General features: G+C 37.7%; 23 protein-coding genes. 21 read left to right on the top strand and 2 right to left on the bottom strand.

The window, feature by feature from the left end; all coding sequences use genetic code 11:
• Positions 1–25: 25 nt before the first annotated feature.
• From aroQ to efp, 3 genes are read left to right on the top strand one after another with little or no spacing between them, the layout of a single operon-like run.
• Positions 26–466, top strand: coding sequence for a type II 3-dehydroquinate dehydratase (gene aroQ / locus NKR74_RS17660; protein WP_098307663.1), 441 nt, complete (start codon positions 26–28; stop codon positions 464–466).
• Between the two features lie 3 nt (positions 467–469).
• Positions 470–1,531 carry a Xaa-Pro dipeptidase gene (gene pepQ, locus NKR74_RS17655; protein ID WP_253630391.1) on the top strand — a complete coding sequence of 354 codons (1,062 nt, stop codon included), beginning with the start codon at positions 470–472 and terminating at the stop codon, positions 1,529–1,531.
• A gap of 20 nt (positions 1,532–1,551) precedes the next feature.
• The gene (gene efp, locus NKR74_RS17650; protein ID WP_253630390.1) at positions 1,552–2,109 is read left to right on the top strand and encodes an elongation factor P; all 558 of its coding nucleotides are present in this window, start codon (positions 1,552–1,554) and stop codon (positions 2,107–2,109) included.
• A 192-nt stretch (positions 2,110–2,301) separates the two neighbouring features.
• Here the strand turns inward: efp and NKR74_RS17645 are convergent, their stop codons facing one another.
• A complete protein-coding gene (locus NKR74_RS17645; RefSeq protein WP_253630389.1) occupies positions 2,302–2,622 on the bottom strand; it encodes a hypothetical protein in 321 nt (106 codons plus the stop codon).
• Positions 2,623–2,825: 203 nt separating this feature from the next.
• On the opposite strand from NKR74_RS17645, the gene NKR74_RS17640 reads away from it, so the two are divergent.
• From NKR74_RS17640 to NKR74_RS17600, 9 genes are read left to right on the top strand one after another with little or no spacing between them, the layout of a single operon-like run.
• Positions 2,826–3,107 (top strand): YqhV family protein, encoded by a 282-nt coding sequence (locus NKR74_RS17640; RefSeq protein ID WP_141524987.1) that lies wholly within the window; start codon positions 2,826–2,828, stop codon positions 3,105–3,107.
• Between the two features lie 21 nt (positions 3,108–3,128).
• Positions 3,129–4,052, top strand: coding sequence for a stage III sporulation protein AA (gene spoIIIAA, locus NKR74_RS17635; RefSeq protein WP_253630388.1), 924 nt, complete (start codon positions 3,129–3,131; stop codon positions 4,050–4,052).
• The gene (gene spoIIIAB / locus NKR74_RS17630) at positions 4,049–4,564 is read left to right on the top strand and encodes a stage III sporulation protein SpoIIIAB (RefSeq protein WP_098307651.1); all 516 of its coding nucleotides are present in this window, start codon (positions 4,049–4,051) and stop codon (positions 4,562–4,564) included. Before spoIIIAA ends, spoIIIAB begins: the two co-directional genes overlap by 4 nt.
• A 12-nt stretch (positions 4,565–4,576) precedes the next feature.
• The gene (gene spoIIIAC / locus NKR74_RS17625) at positions 4,577–4,780 is read left to right on the top strand and encodes a stage III sporulation protein AC (protein WP_020061584.1); all 204 of its coding nucleotides are present in this window, start codon (positions 4,577–4,579) and stop codon (positions 4,778–4,780) included.
• 9 nt (positions 4,781–4,789) lie between these two features.
• Positions 4,790–5,188, top strand: coding sequence for a stage III sporulation protein AD (spoIIIAD, locus tag NKR74_RS17620; protein WP_253631174.1), 399 nt, complete (start codon positions 4,790–4,792; stop codon positions 5,186–5,188).
• An 11-nt stretch (positions 5,189–5,199) separates the two neighbouring features.
• Positions 5,200–6,372 carry a stage III sporulation protein AE gene (spoIIIAE, locus tag NKR74_RS17615; protein WP_098307647.1) on the top strand — a complete coding sequence of 391 codons (1,173 nt, stop codon included), beginning with the start codon at positions 5,200–5,202 and terminating at the stop codon, positions 6,370–6,372.
• A 12-nt stretch (positions 6,373–6,384) separates the two neighbouring features.
• A complete protein-coding gene (gene spoIIIAF / locus NKR74_RS17610) occupies positions 6,385–7,014 on the top strand; it encodes a stage III sporulation protein AF (protein ID WP_098307645.1) in 630 nt (209 codons plus the stop codon).
• On the top strand, positions 7,007–7,651 hold the full coding sequence (gene spoIIIAG / locus NKR74_RS17605) for a stage III sporulation protein AG (protein WP_098307643.1): 645 nt from the start codon (positions 7,007–7,009) through the stop codon (positions 7,649–7,651). Before spoIIIAF ends, spoIIIAG begins: the two co-directional genes overlap by 8 nt.
• Positions 7,652–7,663: 12 nt before the next feature.
• Positions 7,664–8,221, top strand: a complete 558-nt coding sequence (locus NKR74_RS17600) for a SpoIIIAH-like family protein (protein ID WP_253630387.1) — start codon at positions 7,664–7,666, stop codon at positions 8,219–8,221.
• A gap of 42 nt (positions 8,222–8,263) precedes the next feature.
• Here the strand turns inward: NKR74_RS17600 and NKR74_RS17595 are convergent, their stop codons facing one another.
• Entirely contained in the window at positions 8,264–8,437 is a 174-nt protein-coding gene (locus NKR74_RS17595; protein ID WP_253630386.1) for a DNA recombination protein RecO, read from the bottom strand.
• Between the two features lie 462 nt (positions 8,438–8,899).
• On the opposite strand from NKR74_RS17595, the gene accB reads away from it, so the two are divergent.
• The 9 genes from accB to dxs all read left to right on the top strand — a co-directional run bounded on the left by accB (position 8,900) and on the right by dxs (position 17,594).
• Positions 8,900–9,382 (top strand): acetyl-CoA carboxylase biotin carboxyl carrier protein, encoded by a 483-nt coding sequence (accB, locus tag NKR74_RS17590; RefSeq protein ID WP_098307637.1) that lies wholly within the window; start codon positions 8,900–8,902, stop codon positions 9,380–9,382.
• Between the two features lie 17 nt (positions 9,383–9,399).
• Positions 9,400–10,752 carry an acetyl-CoA carboxylase biotin carboxylase subunit gene (accC, locus tag NKR74_RS17585; protein WP_098307635.1) on the top strand — a complete coding sequence of 451 codons (1,353 nt, stop codon included), beginning with the start codon at positions 9,400–9,402 and terminating at the stop codon, positions 10,750–10,752.
• Between the two features lie 22 nt (positions 10,753–10,774).
• Positions 10,775–11,167, top strand: coding sequence for an Asp23/Gls24 family envelope stress response protein (locus tag NKR74_RS17580; protein ID WP_098307633.1), 393 nt, complete (start codon positions 10,775–10,777; stop codon positions 11,165–11,167).
• A 347-nt stretch (positions 11,168–11,514) separates the two neighbouring features.
• Positions 11,515–11,898 (top strand): transcription antitermination factor NusB, encoded by a 384-nt coding sequence (gene nusB, locus NKR74_RS17575; RefSeq protein WP_098307631.1) that lies wholly within the window; start codon positions 11,515–11,517, stop codon positions 11,896–11,898.
• Positions 11,899–12,079: 181 nt separating this feature from the next.
• Positions 12,080–12,940 carry a bifunctional methylenetetrahydrofolate dehydrogenase/methenyltetrahydrofolate cyclohydrolase FolD gene (gene folD / locus NKR74_RS17570; RefSeq protein WP_098307629.1) on the top strand — a complete coding sequence of 287 codons (861 nt, stop codon included), beginning with the start codon at positions 12,080–12,082 and terminating at the stop codon, positions 12,938–12,940.
• 27 nt (positions 12,941–12,967) lie between these two features.
• Positions 12,968–14,326, top strand: a complete 1,359-nt coding sequence (gene xseA / locus NKR74_RS17565) for an exodeoxyribonuclease VII large subunit (RefSeq protein WP_253630385.1) — start codon at positions 12,968–12,970, stop codon at positions 14,324–14,326.
• Positions 14,316–14,546 carry an exodeoxyribonuclease VII small subunit gene (locus NKR74_RS17560; RefSeq protein WP_098307625.1) on the top strand — a complete coding sequence of 77 codons (231 nt, stop codon included), beginning with the start codon at positions 14,316–14,318 and terminating at the stop codon, positions 14,544–14,546. Before xseA ends, NKR74_RS17560 begins: the two co-directional genes overlap by 11 nt.
• Positions 14,546–15,439, top strand: coding sequence for a polyprenyl synthetase family protein (locus NKR74_RS17555; RefSeq protein ID WP_098307623.1), 894 nt, complete (start codon positions 14,546–14,548; stop codon positions 15,437–15,439). Before NKR74_RS17560 ends, NKR74_RS17555 begins: the two co-directional genes overlap by 1 nt.
• 262 nt (positions 15,440–15,701) lie before the next feature.
• Positions 15,702–17,594 carry a 1-deoxy-D-xylulose-5-phosphate synthase gene (gene dxs, locus NKR74_RS17550; RefSeq protein WP_253630384.1) on the top strand — a complete coding sequence of 631 codons (1,893 nt, stop codon included), beginning with the start codon at positions 15,702–15,704 and terminating at the stop codon, positions 17,592–17,594.
• Positions 17,595–17,596 lie beyond the last annotated feature (2 nt).

Here is a 17,596-nt window from a genome sequence, read left to right as displayed (position 1 = left end):
TTTTTTTTATTAAGGAGTTAGGTATATGAATAAATTGCTCCTCGTTAACGGGCCTAATTTAAACCGCCTCGGTGTGAGAGAGGTTAATGTATATGGTACGGGAACATTAGCATCGCTAGAAACAGATATGAAACAACAAGCAGAAAGTTTGGGAGTGGAGCTAGAGTGTTTCCAATCCAATCATGAAGGTGCCATTATTGATATCATTCATGAGGCTGAGGGTACATATAAAGGAATTATTCTAAATCCAGGAGCATTTACGCATTATAGCTATGCAATTCGTGATGCGATTGCGAGCGTTTCGATTCCTGTTGTTGAAGTGCATATTTCAAATATTCATCAGCGCGAATCGTTTCGTCATGTATCTGTTACGGCGCCGGTCACAGCAGGACAAATTGTGGGATTTGGTTTGTACGGCTATCACTTAGCGTTACTTGCATTATTGGAGAAAATCGGGGAGGCATAATCAATGGAGAAACTTACAAAATTAAGAAGTGCATTTGGAGAAGCTGGTATTGATGGCATTCTATTAACGAATCAACATAGCCGTAGATATATGACAAACTTTACAGGAACGGCAGGAGTTGTATTAATTTCAAATGAACGCGCTTTGTTTATTACAGATTTTCGCTATGTTGAACAAGCGCAAAAACAAACGGTGGGCTATGAGATCGTGCAGCATACAGGTGCGATTCTTGAAGAAGTTGCAAAACAAGTAAAAGACTTAGGCATCCAAAAGCTTGGTTTTGAGCAAGATACTCTTACATACAGCTCTTATACGGCATATAAAGAAGAAGTTGATGCAGAATTTGTTGCAACTTCTGGTATTGTGGAAAAGTTACGCTTGATTAAGACTGATTCAGAGATTAAGATATTAAAGGAAGCTGCACAGATTGCAGATGCTGCCTTTGAACATATTCTATCATTTATTCGCCCGGGAGTATCTGAGATTGAAGTGTCAAATGAACTTGAATTTTTCATGAGAAAGCAAGGAGCAACTTCTTCTTCGTTTGATATTATCGTTGCTTCGGGACTTCGTTCAGCATTGCCGCACGGCGTGGCATCTGAAAAATTGATAGAAAATGGAGATTTTGTTACATTAGACTTCGGTGCTTATTATAAAGGATATTGCTCTGATATTACTCGTACAATTGCAGTAGGTGAGCCGTCCGACAAATTAAAGGAAATTTATAATATCGTATTAGAAGCGCAGCTATGCGGTGTAAACGGCATTAAAGCTGGTTTAACTGGCCGTGAAGCTGATGCGTTAACGCGTGACTACATAACTGAAAAAGGATACGGTGAGTATTTTGGGCATTCTACAGGTCATGGAATTGGTCTGGAAATTCATGAGGGACCAAGTTTGGCATTCCGCTCTGAAACGGTACTTGAGCCAGGAATGATTGTGACTGTAGAACCTGGAATTTATATTCCAAATGTAGGCGGAGTTCGCATTGAGGATGATATTATAGTAACAGCTGAAGGTAATGAAGTGTTAACTAAATCTCCGAAAGAACTTATTATTTTGTAATACACAGGAGGATTTTTTGCATGATTTCAGTAAACGATTTTCGTACAGGTTTAACAATTGCGGTGGACAATAGCCTATGGCAGGTTATAGATTTCCAACACGTAAAACCAGGTAAAGGTGCAGCGTTCGTTCGTTCTAAACTACGTAACCTTCGTACAGGTTCTGTTCAAGAAAAAACATTCCGTGCTGGTGAAAAAGTAGAAAAAGCACATATCGAAAACCGTCGTATGCAATATTTATATGCAAGCGGTGAAGCTCATGTATTCATGGATAATGGAACATACGAGCAAATCGAACTTGCTGACAAGCAAATCGAACACGAATTAAAATTCTTAAAAGAAAATATGGAAGTAGCAATCATGACATATCAAGGCGAAGTACTTGGTGTAGAACTTCCAAACACTGTTGAGTTAAAAGTTGTTGAAACAGAACCAGGTATTAAAGGTGACACAGCTTCTAACGTAACAAAACCAGCTACATTAGAAACTGGTCTAGTCGTACAAGTACCAATCTTCATTAATGAAGGTGAAATGCTTATTATCAACACAGGAGAATCAAAATACGTTTCTCGTGCGTAATTGAAAGAGGCACTCGTGGGTCATCCATGAGTGCCTCTTTCAATTACGCATTAACGGGCAGTAAGACCCCCACCTCAAGATTCAGAGAGAAGCAAAGAAGATAGGTGGGGGCTAACTGCCCGTAAAAGCCCGATTGGTTCAACTAACCGTCAGTGGGGGATGAAGAAAACCCCCACTGACGGAAGTTTCACTTTATGTGAAATAAGGTATGTAGTAAATGACGGTAATAATAAAACTAATCGTAAGCAGAAGGAAGGTTCCAATCATATAGGGATTCATACGAACTTGAAAAGGTGTTACTTCCCCGGTATCAACTCCTGTCCAGCTTTTTGTGATAGCACGCTCCATATTGGCGTTGCGATTCATATTTAAAAGCAATAGCCAAGTGATACTGAAAATGGCTAAACTCCCTAAAAAGAAAATTTCTATAAATGACCAATCAATAAGTTTTGTAAATAAGAAAATAGCAACTATTTCTACTGAGATAGTAAGAGTGATTTTAGAAACTTTCATGCTTTTCTCCTTATTTGTTCCAGTATACCATAATTTAACAGAAAATTCCGACTATTTCTGTTTGATAATTAAAAAATTACTTTTCTGCTTCTGAAATAGACAACCCTTGCATATGGTTGTACAAACGTACTCTTTCATCTTGTTTCAGCAAGATATATGTGTGCTGTTAGAACGGTGTAAGGATAACGAGAGAAGGTGAGAGGATGAAGCAGTGGCTAGCGGCATTTGAAACGTCTGTGCTCGTGATGGCGCTTCTTAGAATCTTTTCGGGGAGCATGGAGATTTTCGCCGCTTTGCTTATGTTGTATTTCAATGATGTAAAAAAAGCATTGTTCGTAAATGGCATGCTTGCATTTGTTGGACCGACTGTTTTGATTGTGACGATGTCAGTTGGAATTGCGAGTGTTACGAACGAAATTTCATTTTTGAAACTATTTTTTCTGGTGCTTGGGATTGGTTGTATTTTTATTGCAGTACTGAAATAGCGATGTGATGGGGAGAGGGCTATGAAAGAAGTATTAGAGATGTTGCCAAAGCAAATCGAACGTTTTATACAAGACTGCAAAGAATATGACACATTAGAAGAAATACGGATTCGGGTTGGTCGGCCGCTTGAATGTATTGCGCGCGGGGAAGCGCATTTTTATAACTATATCGTGACGGTAGAAGACGCGGCATATTTACTGAATAAATTGAGTCAATATTCACTTTATACAATGGAAGAAGAGCTGAAGCGAGGGTATGTCACGCTGCGTGGGGGACACCGGGTTGGCCTAGCAGGAAAGGTAATTATGGAAAAGAGTGCAGTGAAAATGATTCGAGATGTGGCGTCATTTAATATTCGAATTGCTCGGCAGAAAATGGGGATTGCTGAGCCTCTCTTACCGTATTTATACGAGAAGCGTTGGCTAAATACGATGATTATTGGTCCGCCGCAAACAGGGAAAACAACATTATTGCGTGATGTAGCGCGCTGTATGAGTGCCGGTGTTCCAGGGCAACATGTTCCTTCTTGTAAAGTTGGTATCGTAGATGAAAGATCAGAAATTGCTGGATGCGTGAAAGGTGTTCCGCAATATGAGTTTGGAACAAGATTAGATGTGCTAGATGCATGTCCAAAAGCAGAAGGTATGATGATGATGATTCGTTCAATGAGTCCCGATATATTAATCGTTGACGAAATTGGCCGGCAAGAGGATAGCGAAGCGATTATGGAAGCTGTTCATGCTGGTGTTCAATTGTTTATTAGTGCACATGGATTTGGATACGAAGACATACTGAAACGACCTTCGCTGCGAAAAATCATAGAGCTGGGCGTGTTTGAACGTTTTATTGAACTTTCTAAAATAAAAGGACCAGGAACTATTATAAACATGAAAGATGGTAACGGAAGGCCAATGCGCCGAGGGGAGAAGGTGCTGAGCGTATGATTAAATTCTTTGGCGCTGCACTTATTGTTGCGGTATCAACGTTTTTTGGTTTTTCACATGCGAAAAAATATAGTGAGCGCCCTCGTCAACTGCGATTGTTAAAGGCTGCCCTGCAATCGTTAGAAGCGGAAATTATGTATGGGCATACTCCGTTATCTGAGGCAGCTGCACGCCTTGTAAAACAAATGCCAAAGCCTTTGAACTGGTTTTTTCATAGCTTTCATGAGCGATTACAAACGGGAGAGCAAACTGTACGGGAAGCGTGGATGGATAGCTTACAAGAAAATTGGAAACTCACAGCACTGAAGCAAACAGAATATGAAATTTTACAGCAATTTGGAGAAACGTTAGGACAACACGATCGTGAATCACAGCAAAAGCATATTCGTTTATGTATTACACATCTAGAGAGAGAAGAAGGCGAAGCAAAGGAAATGCAAATCCAGTACGAAAAAATGCTGAAAAGTTTAGGCGTATTAGCAGGATTACTTATCGTTATTTTATTGTTGTAAGGGGGAATGGTAATGTCGATCGATGTAGGATTAATCTTTCAAATTGCAGGTATTGGTATTATTTTAGCTTTCATTCATACTGTGCTGAAAGAACTAAAGCGAGAAGATATTGCCAATTGGGTTATTCTCGTTGGTTTTGTTGTTATTTTATTTCAGGTTGCATTTTTAATTAACAATTTGTTTGACAAGATTAAAAGCGTCTTTCTCTTTCAGTAAAGGGGGGCGATTCGAATCGAAATATTACAAATTGTAGGACTTGGGCTTGTGGCGACTTTTTTGGCGGCAGTATTGAAGCAGCATAAATCGAGTATAACTTCATTGTTTGTTGTATTTGTCAGTAGCGTTATGTTTTTACTTGTAATCGATCAAATTCACTCCATTTTAACGATGATTGAGCGTATTGCAAATGAAGCGAAAGTGAGCAATGTGTATGTGGAAACGTTGCTGAAAATTATTGGAATTGCTTATATTGCAGAATTTGGCGCACAAATTACGAAAGATGCAGGACAAGGAGCGATTGCTTCAAAAATCGAATTAGCAGGGAAAATTTTAATTTTAGTGATGGCGATTCCAATATTAACGGTTGTAATTGAAACAATTCTCGGTTTTTTGCCAACCGGATAAAGGAGGGATGAATCGTGCGATCGTTTGGAATAAAGCTTTTGTTTGCTTTTTTCCTCTTTTTTTCTTTACCAATTATTGTACAAGCTTCTCCCTTAGAACAAAATGTTGTGGATGAACAGCTAGGAAAGCTTGGAATAGAAGATGTAAAGAAATATTGGGATGACCTTGTTGTAAAGTACGGGGGATATTTGCCGGAAAGCCAAAAGGGAAGTTTTATGGAGTTTGTAAAAGGAGAAAAAAATTTTTCGATTAAAGAGTGGATGATAGGATTACTAAAATATTTATTTCATGAATTACTGGCTAATGGAAAGCTACTTGGAACACTGATTATGCTTACTATTTTTAGTGCACTTCTTCAATCGCTTCAATCTGCTTTTGAAAAAAGCAGTATTGGGAAAATAGCAGATGCTGTTGTATATATGGTACTTATCGTTTTTGCTTTAAATAGTTTTTACGTTGTAATGACATATGCAAGAGACACCATTCAAACAATGATAGATTTTATTTTAGCGCTCCTCCCTATTTTGTTGGCACTCATCGCTACTGGAGGCGGTGTTGTATCTGTTTCCTTCTTTCATCCAATTATTGTTTTTCTTATGAATACGAGCGGGATGCTCATGAATTTCATTGTTTTACCGCTTCTTCTGCTTGCAACGATTTTAAGTATTGTAAGTACAATGAGTGATCAATATAAAGTCACAAAATTGTCCAAGCTGCTTCAAAATGTTAGCGTTAGCATCATTGGCATTTTCTTAACAATCTTTCTTGGTGTGCTATCTGTACAAGGAACGGCAACAGCAGTAGCGGATGGGATTGCTGTTAAAACAGCAAAATTTGTAACCGGAAACTTTATTCCAGTTGTGGGGCGAATGTTTACCGAAGCGGCAGATACAGTACTTAGTGCATCTGCATTATTAAAAAATACAATTGGAATTGTTGGGATGGTTATTTTATTACTTATCGTTGCTTTTCCTGCTATTCAAATTTTTTGTATTGCTTTCATTTATAAATTTGCAGCAGCAGTGTTGCAGCCTGTTGGTGGAGGGGCAATTATCCAATGCTTGGATATTATCGGGAGAAGCATTATATACGTGTTTGCTTGCTTGGCTATTGTATCGTTTATGTTTTTTTTAAGTATCACTATTATTATCGCAGCTGGAAATATTACGTTAATGATGCGTTAGGGGGGGATCAGGTTGCAATTTGTAGTAGAGTGGATTCGGAATATTATTGTGTTTCTACTATTAGCGACGATGCTTCATATGTTACTTCCTAATTCAAATTTACAAAAGTATGTCAAATTTGTTGTTAGTTTGCTTCTAGTTGTTTTAATCTTAACGCCCTTGTTTAGATTGCTACAAACGGACGTTCGAGATGTAATTGCAAACGTTAGTCAAGATAAGTATGTGGCAAACGGATTAATAGAAAATCAAATTGATACAAAGAAAAAAGAAATACAAGCTTCACAACGTGCATATATTTTAGAACAGATGGCTGTCCAAATGAAAAAACAAGTTGGGAAAGAACTGGAAGAACAATATGGCATGGCCGTTATGAGTTTGCAGATAAAAGTACCAGAAGAGAAAAAGGAAGTGAAATCTCAGCAAGATATTCAGTCTGTTGTCGTAACACTTCAACAAAAGGAACGCAATCGAGAAGGGGCTATTGAAACAATTCAAAAGGTAGAAATTAATTCGAAGGAACCTCGAAAGACATCAGAACAAAACACAGCCGAAATGAAACAATTCTTCTCAAACAAATGGCAATTAGAAGAGAACAAAATTAAAGTTCAGATGGAAGGGAGGATAGGGAAAGTAAATGAATAATAAATTTCAGTTTCTTCTCAAATTTTTTAAAGGAAATGAAAAAGACGAGAAAGAGAAAAAAATAACATCCAAGTTTTTAATCATCTTACTCATACTCGGTGTGCTCCTTATGTTTTCTAGTAATCTCTTTCAAGCAAAAAAACCAGAAGTACCTGTTCTCAAATCACAAACAGGGCAAGAGCAAGTAAAAGATGTCCCGACGTTTGGACAAAAAGGCAGTGATAACAAATCTATCATTGATAAATATGAAAAAGAATATGAACAACAATTAAAAGAAGCGCTAGAAAGTATTACAGGTGTAAAAGATGTATCAATTACAGTCAATCTTGATTCATCTGAAGAAAAAATACTCGACAAAAATACGGTGAAGCGATCGCAAACGACAAATGAAACAGATAAAGAAGGTGGAACACGAAAAGTTGAAGATGAGTCTACTGATGATAAAACGGTAATTATACGTGAAGGGGATAAAGAAACTCCTATTGTACTCAAAACAGAGAAACCGAAAGTTCGCGGTGTTCTTGTTGTTGCAAAAGGAGTGGATAATATACAAGTAAAACAAATGGTGAGAGAGGCTGTTACTCGTATGCTTGATGTCCCAAGCCACCGTGTATCTGTCTTGCCAAAAAAGAATTAGGGAGGAAATAAAGTGCTAAAAAAACAAACAGTTTGGTTATTAACGATGTTAAGTTTAGTTGTTGTTCTTTCGGTATACTATGTAATGACGCCAGATAATAAAAGTAAGGTTGTTACAACATCTCTTGAAGAAGTAACGAAAGAGAAGCAAGGACCTGAAAAGGAAACAAACAAAAAAGAAACAAGTAAAAAAGAAGGTAATGTATCTAGTCATTCTGCTAGTGAGGATAGTTTCACAGCACTACGTTTGAAAATGGAGGATCAGCGCAGTGAAATGAAAGAAAAATTGCAAGATGTAATGAACTCAACAAACGCTTCTGCTGAAGAGAGAAGTAAAGCAAAAGATGAATTTAATACATTAAGTGATTTAGCAGCCAAAGAAACGTTATTAGAAACATTAATTAAAACAGAAGGTGGCTATAAAGACGCACTTGTACGTGCAGATGGAAATGACATTAAAGTGACAGTGCAAGCAGCGAAGCTCTCTGCAAAAGAAGCAAATAAAATTATGCAGCTTGTAAAAAGTGAAACGGGCTTAATGGCAGATGTTCGATTTGAAATAGCAAAGTAAAAAGCTATCGATTTTTCGATAGCTTTTTTTGTTTACTAGAAGTTAGTCTAGCAATCGTAGTTCGGTTTCTTTCACTTTTATAGGAAAAATTTGTTGTGAGTAAAAAATCATTGGCTCTTGATGAAGGTGATTACTTTGTCCGCATTTCATTTGAATAGCGAGAGCTACACCCCAAATAATAACAGTTGGTAGAAAGAGAATAAGCCAAATGTTCACGTTTCCACACCTCACTGTATATGATTCTACTTTGACGATACTCCTTTTATATGAAGGGGATATGAAGTGGAGGTAAATAAACTTTGAATATTTAGTAAAAAATATATAAATTTACATAATAAGGGAGAATAAGTTGTTTTTTTAGAAGTGGTCTTGCCAATTTTGAGTGAAACTTGGTATTATTACTAGGTGATAAAATATACCATACTGTTATTTTCACAGAAGATTTTATTTATCATAAAGAAAAATAAATTGGAATGTTGAAAATATTTATCGTAAGATGGATATATATAGTATGAAACTTCATAGTATTTTTTTATTAAGAGTATGTGAAGTAACTTATTATTGGCTGTTATAGCAGGATTTAGTGAAACTTTCATCAGTGGCGTTTATAACTGATGGTTTGTAGAAGCAGCCAAGCTGTTGCAGCAGGACAAACAAGTATATAGGAGTGGATTTTACATGTTTAAAATTCAGGAAGTTCGTGAATTGATTAAGTTGATTGATGATTCTAATATTGATGAATTTGAATACAAAAAAGATGGTACTACAATTAAGATGAAAAAGCGTGGTAATGAAGTAGTTGCTGTGCAACCTGCTCCTGCAGCGCAGAAACCTGTACAAGCTATAGCAACAGAAGTGGTTGCTGCGCCAGCTCAAGCTGAAACGCCAAAACAAGAGGAGAAACCAGCAGTACAAGAGGAGAACTTACAAAAGATTACTTCTCCAATGGTTGGAACGTTCTATGCATCTCCATCACCAGATACGCCTGCATATGTAAATGTAGGAGATCGCGTATCAGAAGGGAAAATTGTTTGTATTGTAGAGGCAATGAAACTCTTTAATGAAATTGAAGCAGAAGTAAATGGAGAAATCGTTGAAATCCTTGTGAATAACGGTCAGCTTGTTGAATATGGACAACCGCTATTTCTTGTAAAAGCATAATAAGGGAGTCTTGAGTTATGATTAAAAAAGTATTAATTGCGAACCGCGGGGAAATTGCTGTACGAATTATTCGTGCTTGTAAAGAAATGAATATTGAAACAGTTGCAATTTATTCTGAGGCAGATAAAGAAGCGCTTCATGTACAAGTGGCAGATGAAGCATACTGCGTTGGTCCAACTGTATCAAAGGAGAGCTATTTAAACTTAACGAACATTATTAGTGTTGCGAAATTAACAGGCTGTGATGCAATTCACCCTGGATATGGATTTTTAGCAGAAAATGCTGATTTTGCAGAGCTTTGTCGTGAATGTAATTTGATTTTTATCGGTCCAAGTCCAGAAGCTATTTCAAAAATGGGCACAAAAGACGTTGCACGTGATACAATGAAAGAAGCAGGGGTTCCGATTGTACCGGGTTCACAAGGAATCATTAAAAATACCGAAGAAGCTGTAGCACTCGCAGAGAAAATTGGATATCCTGTTATTATTAAAGCAACAGCGGGCGGCGGCGGCAAGGGTATTCGCGTTGCGCGCACTGAAGAAGAGCTTGTGAAAGGGATTCAAATTACACAGCAAGAGGCAAGTACCGCTTTTGGAAACCCTGGTGTATATTTAGAAAAGTACATTGAAGATTTCCGTCATGTCGAAATTCAAGTGATGGCAGATAATCATGGTAATGTCATTCATTTAGGAGAGCGTGATTGTACAATTCAGCGTCGTTTGCAAAAGCTGTTAGAAGAGTCGCCTTCTCCCGCTTTAGATGCTACCATTCGTCAACAAATGGGAGAGGCAGCAGTAAAAGCAGCGGCAGCAGTAGATTATACAGGTGCCGGTACAGTTGAATTTATTTACGAATATAAAACGAAAAGTTTCTATTTTATGGAAATGAATACGCGGATTCAAGTCGAACATCCTGTAACTGAAATGGTAACGGGAGTAGATCTTATTAAAGAGCAGATTCGTGTTGCGTCAGGAGAGCAGTTATCGCTGCAGCAAGAAGAAGTACAATTTAACGGTTGGGCAATTGAGTGCCGAATTAATGCGGAAAACCCTGCCAAAAACTTTATGCCATCTCCAGGGAAGGTAGAAATGTATTTACCGCCAGGAGGATTTGGTATTCGCGTCGATTCAGCTGTATATCCTGGGTATACGATTCCGCCTTATTACGATTCGATGGTTGCAAAGCTTATTGTTTACGGAAAAACACGTGAAGAAGCAATTGCAAAAATGAAGCGAGCGCTAAGTGAATTCGTCATTGAAGGTGTACATACGACGATTCCGTTTCATTTACAACTTCTTGACCATCCTGAGTTTGTACAAGGTGAATTTAACACTAAGTTTCTAGAACAGCATGATTTAACGGCGCACTGATACATTTAAAGGAGGTTTTTTCATGGCTGATCATATGTTAGACATGGGGCAAGACACAACTCTTGGTAAAGTAGAAATCGCACCGGAAGTAATTGAAGTAATTGCAGGTATTGCTGCTTCTGAAGTAGAAGGTGTAGCGGCAATGCGTGGTAATTTTGCAACAGATGTTGTTGAGAAGTTAGGGAAGAAAAATCACGGAAAGGGCGTAAAAGTAGAGTTAGCAAACGATGACATTATCGTTGATGTTTATGTATTAATGTATTTTGGTGTAGCAATTCCAGTTGTTGCACAAAATATTCAAGATAATATTCGTCAAGCGCTTCTTACAATGACAGGCCTTGAACCGAAAGAAGTAAACGTGCATATCGTTGGTGTAACATTTGAGACACCAAAGACAGAAATTGAGCCAGTGTAATACTAAAAAAGGTGCCTCGTTATACAGGCACCTTTTTTTATCGTTTTGTATACCTCTATTTAAGTTCCAGAAACATTATATTATTCAAAAAAATGAAAAAAATATAAGGGTAAATACGTATTTTTGAAAAAAACGTACATTGTGGTATGATATGGAACTTGGAGTTAATTTTTTTATTATTTTTCCGTTAGGGAACTCGTGTATGAAACGATAAATTGTGGTATTATCATTGTATTATAAGGTTGAAAACTCAGCGGAAATTATAAAGAGTAAGTAATTCGACGGCTTATAAATTATAATAATATAACAAAACATAAGGAAGACTTGAAGTATAAAGGAGAGTTATAATGAAACGTAGGACGGCTAGAGAAAGAGCAATGCAAGCACTCTATCAAATGGATATTACCGGAGAATATAATCCGAAAGCTGCAGTAGAAAATACACTTGAAGAAGGCGAAAGTACAAATGAATTTTTAGAAACACTTGTCTTCGGGTGTGTAGAGCATAAAGAAGTAATCGATGAGCTTATTCGTCAAAATTTAAAAAAGTGGAAATTAGAGCGCATTAGCATTGTTGATCGCAGTATTTTACGACTTGCTGTGTATGAAATGAAATATATGGAAGATATTCCGCATAGCGTATCTATTAATGAGGCAATTGAAATTGCAAAAGCATATGGGGACGACGAATCTCGTCGTTTTATTAACGGCGTTTTATCTAGTATAAAGTAAACTCTCATCTGTGGGGAGCTTCACCCCACAGATGATTAGTAAAACTAATTAAGCTTTTACGAGCAGTTAACCTTCACCTATCTTCTTTGATTTTTCAAATCTTTAAGGTGAGGGCCCTACTGCTCGTTAGAGCGGGGTAGAAGAAAAGTAGCTTTGTAATTTTTTAAGGGGGAATTTTAACATGGTAGCAGTAATCATCAAAGGAAATGAAGTTGCAGAGAAAAAGCGAGCACAGTTAAAAGAGAAAGTTGCAGAACTAAAAGAACAAGGGATTGTACCAGGACTAGCTGTGATTTTAGTTGGGGATGATCCAGCTTCTCATTCGTATGTAAAAGGGAAAGAAAAAGGATGCGAACAAGTTGGCATTTATTCTGAATTAATTACATTTCCTAATACAATTACACAAGATCGTTTATTAGCAGAAATCGAACGTTTAAATAACGATGATCGTATTCACGGTATTTTAGTGCAATTACCTTTGCCAAATCACATTGAAGAAAAAGCTATCATTGAAAAAATTTCTCCTGAGAAAGATGTGGATGGTTTCCACCCAATTAGTATCGGTCGTATGATGACAGGACAAGATACGTTCCTTCCATGTACACCGCACGGCATTTTAGAATTAGTAAAAGAAACAAACCTTGATATTACAGGGAAACACGTTGTTGTTATTGGACGAAGCAATATTGTTGGAAAACCAGTAGGACAACTGTTTTTAAATGAAAATGCGACAGTTACTTATTGTCATTCAAAAACAGCGAATATAAAAGAATTAACGAAGCTAGCTGATATTTTAATTGTTGCAGTTGGAAGAGCAAAAATGGTAACAGCTGACTATGTAAAAGAAGGCGCAGTTGTAATCGATGTCGGAGTAAACCGTTTAGACACAGGGAAGTTGTGCGGTGATGTTGACTTTGATGATGTATTAAACGTTGCAGGCTATATTACCCCAGTACCAAAAGGCGTAGGTCCAATGACAATTACAATGCTACTAGAAAATACAGTACTATCTGCAGAGCGCGCAGGTGTTGTTTGTAAGTAATTGCAAAGCGGCTATGAGGAGAGAAAGATGGAAAAGCAATATTTAACCGTTACAGCATTAACTCGTTATATGAAAACAAAAATAGAGTATGATCCTCATTTACAGTCTGTTTGGTTAAAAGGAGAAATTTCAAATTTTAAATATCATAGCCGCGGTCATATGTATTTCACATTAAAAGATGAAAATGCAAGAATTGCTGCGGTCATGTTTGCAAGTCATAATCGTAATATGAAATTTAGACCAGAAGACGGGATGACAGTGCTTGTAAAAGGGAAAATCTCTGTTTATGAAGCAAGTGGTTCATACCAAATTTATGTTCATGATATGCAGCCAGATGGAGTAGGGGATCTTCATTTAGCATATGAACAGTTAAAGGCTCGTTTAGAAGAGGAAGGGCTGTTTTCACAAGTATATAAACAACCGATTCCTGCTTATCCAACAACAATTGGTGTTATTACGTCACCAACGGGTGCGGCGATTCGGGATATTATAACGACGATTACACGTCGTTATCCTATTGGAAATGTAATTGTATTTCCAGTTCTTGTACAAGGGGAGTTCGCAGCTCCCTCGATTGTACAGGCTATTGAAAAAGCAAATGAAATGAACGATATGGATGTACTAATTGTTGGTCGCGGTGGAGGTTCAATTGAAGAACTATGGGCGTTTAATGAAGAAACAGTAGCCCGGGCAATCTTTGCGAGTCAAGTTCCGATTATTTCTGCTGTTGGTCATGAAACAGATTTTACAATTGCTGATTTTATTGCGGATTTAAGAGCGCCAACGCCAACAGCGGCAGCTGAATTGGCAGCGCCTCACATTCTCGAATTAGAAGAAAAAGTGATGCAGCGTACACTTCGGTTAACGCGAGCGATGCGTGAGATGATGAACTATAAGCAGGAGCATCTGCAAGCATTACAAAAATCATATGCGTTTCGTTATCCAAAACAACTGTATGAGCAAAAGGAAGAACAATTGGATCGTACAATTGATAAGCTGATGCAAACGAAAGAACGTTACATAGAGAAGAAGGCGAATCAGCTTCAGCAGCTGTCATTTTATTTAGGAAAGCATCATCCTTCGCAAAAAATTGAGCAAACAAAGCTTATGGTGGACGCATTGCAAAAACAACTGCAACGCGAAATGCAAACTCTTCTACAAGCGAAAGAGTTTGCTTTTACAAGAGCAGTAGAGAAGTTAGAAACGTTAAGTCCTCTTAAAGTGATGATGCGAGGCTACGGTCTTGTCTATAACAATAAAAAACAGGTGTTAAAAAGCGTGAAAGAAATTGATCTTGGAGATGCGGTTGCAGTACAGCTTCAAGATGGTGTGTTAGAATGTAATGTATGGGGAATAGAGGAGCGTGAACTAGGCGATGGAAAATAAAGTGAGCTTTGAAGAAGCGATTGCAAAGCTTGAGCAAATTGTTTCTAAGCTTGAACAAGGCGATGTTCCGCTTGAAGAAGCAATTTCGTATTTTAAAGAAGGTATGGAACTTTCTAAGCTTTGCGATGACAAATTGAAAGATGTACAAGACCAAATGGCAGTTATACTTGGTGAAAACGGTGAACTTCGTCCTTTTACTGCCCTAGGAGATGAAGCATAATGGCGTATATAGCTTTTGATGCTTTTATGAAAGAGAGCAAAGCACTTGTTGAAGAACAGCTTGTCCGTTATGCAAATACATTACAATGTCCGAATGTGCTTCGCGAAGCGATGGCATATTCATTAGAAGCGGGCGGAAAGCGTCTCCGGCCGTTACTTTTACTTGCGACGCTACAAGCGTTTGGGAAAGATAGAGATTTAGGAATAGATACAGCCTGTGCACTAGAAATGATTCATACATATTCTTTAATTCATGATGATTTGCCTTGTATGGATGATGATGACTTACGCCGTGGAAAACCGACAAATCATAAAGTATTTGGTGAAGCGATGGCTGTATTAGCTGGTGATGGATTGTTAACATATGCATTCCAAGTTGTAACAGGGCAAGAGCATAAAGACATTACTCCTGAAATAAAGATGCGCATTGCGTTAGAACTTGCAAAAGCGGCAGGACCAGAAGGAATGGTTGGAGGACAAGTTGCGGATATGGAAGCGGAAGGGAAACAGTTAACGCTTCACGAGTTAGAATATATTCATAAGCATAAAACTGGCCGTTTATTAGAATTTGCAGTATTAGCTGGTGCGCTATTATCAGGGGCTACGACTGAGCAACAAGAAAAACTACTTACATTTGCGAAGTATGTTGGACTTGCTTTTCAAATTCGTGATGATATTTTAGATGTAGAAGGAACAGAAGAAGAAATTGGGAAACCGGTCGGAAGCGATATGACAAATGAAAAAAGTACATATACAACGTTGTTTACACTAGAAGAAGCGAAACAAATTTTAGAAGAAACAATTGCAAAAGCAAAAGACGCAATTTCTTCTTTACAATTACAAGATGAATATTTGTTAACAATTTGTGATTTAATTGCAAAGCGTAATCACTAGTATCAGAACGTTTTCATTTGTTGAGCCATCGGGGATTTTGTGGTATAAATGTAGACAAAGGTTTTTCTTTTCTTGTTATTGGCAAAAATATATGTAGATTACATTGCCGTTATCACTTTGTGTTAGCGGCTCTTTTTTCATCGTATAAAAATAAAGAAGATGCTTGATTTTTGTAATACAATTAAGTACAAATATGTTTTACAGGTATTTTGTATACTAGTTGATATGATGACAGATTATGAAACGAAAGTGAGTGATCCTTGTGGATCTGACGCAAATTCAAAATCCTAGTTTTTTGAAGGATATGTCTATAAGCGAACTAGAGGCATTAAGCGAAGATATTCGAAAGTTTTTAATTGAAGAGCTTTCTCAAACAGGTGGACATATTGCTCCGAACCTAGGTGTAGTAGAACTCACAATTGCTTTGCATAAAGTATTTAATAGTCCAAGAGATAAATTCTTATGGGATGTAGGACATCAATCCTATGTACATAAAATTTTAACAGGGCGTGCAAAGGATTTTGGGACATTAAGACAATATAAAGGATTATGTGGTTTTCCAAAGCGTTGTGAAAGTGAGCATGATGTGTGGGAAACTGGGCATAGTTCTACTTCATTATCTGCCGCAATGGGAATGGCACTTGCGCGTGATTTAAAGAAAACGAAAGAGTATATTGTTCCGATTATTGGTGATGGTGCGTTAACAGGTGGAATGGCACTAGAAGCACTAAACCATATTGGACATGAGCAAACAGATATGACGGTTATCTTAAATGATAATGAAATGTCGATTGCACCGAACGTTGGTGCATTGCATAACGTACTTGGACGTTTACGTACAGCAGGGAAATATCAATGGGTAAAAGATGAACTGGAATACTTATTGAAGAAAATTCCGGCAGTAGGCGGTAAAGTAGCTGCAACAGCAGAAAAAGTAAAAGATAGTTTGAAATATTTACTCGTTTCCGGTGTGTTTTTTGAAGAATTAGGATTTACATATTTAGGCCCTGTTGATGGTCATGATTATGAAAGTTTATTTGAAAATCTTCAATATGCAAAGAAAACGAAAGGTCCTGTTCTTGTTCATGTGATTACGAAAAAAGGAAAAGGCTATAAACCGGCTGAAAGTGATGTAATTGGAACTTGGCATGGTACAGGAGCATACAAAATTGAATCTGGTGATTTTGTGAAACCGAAGGAAGTTGCGCCGGCATGGAGTTCTGTTGTTAGCGAAGCAGTTCGTAAATTAGCGAAGGATGACCCGCGTATCGTTGCTGTGACGCCAGCAATGCCGGTCGGATCAAAGCTTGAAAAATTTGCAAAAGAATTTCCGAATCGTATGTTTGATGTAGGGATTGCTGAGCAACATGCGGTAACGATGGCGGCTGGTTTAGCGACGCAAGATATGAAGCCGTTTTTAGCGATTTATTCTACGTTTTTACAACGTGGTTATGATCAAGTCGTTCACGATGTGTGCCGCCAAAATTTAAATGTCTTTTTCGGGATTGATCGAGCAGGGTTAGTAGGAGCTGATGGAGAAACGCATCAAGGTATATTTGATATTGCATTTTTACGCCATCTTCCGAATATCGTTCTCATGATGCCAAAAGATGAAAACGAAGGTCAACATATGGTATATACAGCCATCAATTACGAAGATGGGCCGATTGCGCTTCGCTATCCGCGTGGAAATGGGCTTGGTGTACCTATGGATGAGGAGTTTAAAGAAGTTCCAATCGGTACATGGGAAACACTTCGTGAAGGTTCACAAGCAGCCATTTTAACATTTGGTACGACAATTCCAATGGCTTTAGAGGCAGCGGAATCTCTTGAGAAAAAGGGGATATCTGTAAAAGTTGTGAATGCTCGCTTTATCAAACCGATGGATGAATCGTATTTACATGAGTTATTAGGAAAGAATATGCCGATTTTAACGATTGAAGAAGCGTGTTTAATCGGAGGATTTGGTTCTGGTGTGTTAGAATTTGCTAGTGAGCATGGGTACCATAATGCACTAATTGAGCGTATGGGTATTCCAGATCATTTCATCGAGCATGGCAGTGTATCTAAGCTTCTTGAAGAAATTGGCTTAACAACAGATGCAGTTGTTGAGCGCATTTGTACAATGATTCCATTAAAACAAAAAAGGGCGTAACG

It is taken from the genome of Bacillus sp. 3103sda1 (assembly GCF_024159135.1).
Lineage (GTDB): Bacteria > Bacillota > Bacilli > Bacillales > Bacillaceae_G > Bacillus_A > Bacillus_A rhizoplanae.
This window is presented reverse-complemented; position numbering and strand designations above follow the sequence as displayed.

Excerpts from the sequence above, each read along its gene's own strand:
- nusB (WP_098307631.1), top strand. The coding sequence starts at position 11,515 with ATGAAACGTAGGACGGCTAGAGAAAGAGCAATGCAAGCACTCTATCAA.
- NKR74_RS17580 (WP_098307633.1), top strand. The coding sequence starts at position 10,775 with ATGGCTGATCATATGTTAGACATGGGGCAAGACACAACTCTTGGTAAA.
- pepQ (WP_253630391.1), top strand. The coding sequence starts at position 470 with ATGGAGAAACTTACAAAATTAAGAAGTGCATTTGGAGAAGCTGGTATT.
- folD (WP_098307629.1), top strand. The coding sequence starts at position 12,080 with ATGGTAGCAGTAATCATCAAAGGAAATGAAGTTGCAGAGAAAAAGCGA.
- NKR74_RS17560 (WP_098307625.1), top strand. The coding sequence starts at position 14,316 with ATGGAAAATAAAGTGAGCTTTGAAGAAGCGATTGCAAAGCTTGAGCAA.
- spoIIIAC (WP_020061584.1), top strand. The coding sequence starts at position 4,577 with ATGTCGATCGATGTAGGATTAATCTTTCAAATTGCAGGTATTGGTATT.
- accB (WP_098307637.1), top strand. The coding sequence starts at position 8,900 with ATGTTTAAAATTCAGGAAGTTCGTGAATTGATTAAGTTGATTGATGAT.
- xseA (WP_253630385.1), top strand. The coding sequence starts at position 12,968 with ATGGAAAAGCAATATTTAACCGTTACAGCATTAACTCGTTATATGAAA.
- NKR74_RS17555 (WP_098307623.1), top strand. The coding sequence starts at position 14,546 with ATGGCGTATATAGCTTTTGATGCTTTTATGAAAGAGAGCAAAGCACTT.
- NKR74_RS17640 (WP_141524987.1), top strand. The coding sequence starts at position 2,826 with ATGAAGCAGTGGCTAGCGGCATTTGAAACGTCTGTGCTCGTGATGGCG.
- efp (WP_253630390.1), top strand. The coding sequence starts at position 1,552 with ATGATTTCAGTAAACGATTTTCGTACAGGTTTAACAATTGCGGTGGAC.
- spoIIIAG (WP_098307643.1), top strand. The coding sequence starts at position 7,007 with ATGAATAATAAATTTCAGTTTCTTCTCAAATTTTTTAAAGGAAATGAA.
- NKR74_RS17645 (WP_253630389.1), bottom strand. The coding sequence starts at position 2,622 with ATGAAAGTTTCTAAAATCACTCTTACTATCTCAGTAGAAATAGTTGCT.
- spoIIIAA (WP_253630388.1), top strand. The coding sequence starts at position 3,129 with ATGAAAGAAGTATTAGAGATGTTGCCAAAGCAAATCGAACGTTTTATA.
- aroQ (WP_098307663.1), top strand. The coding sequence starts at position 26 with ATGAATAAATTGCTCCTCGTTAACGGGCCTAATTTAAACCGCCTCGGT.
- spoIIIAB (WP_098307651.1), top strand. The coding sequence starts at position 4,049 with ATGATTAAATTCTTTGGCGCTGCACTTATTGTTGCGGTATCAACGTTT.
- accC (WP_098307635.1), top strand. The coding sequence starts at position 9,400 with ATGATTAAAAAAGTATTAATTGCGAACCGCGGGGAAATTGCTGTACGA.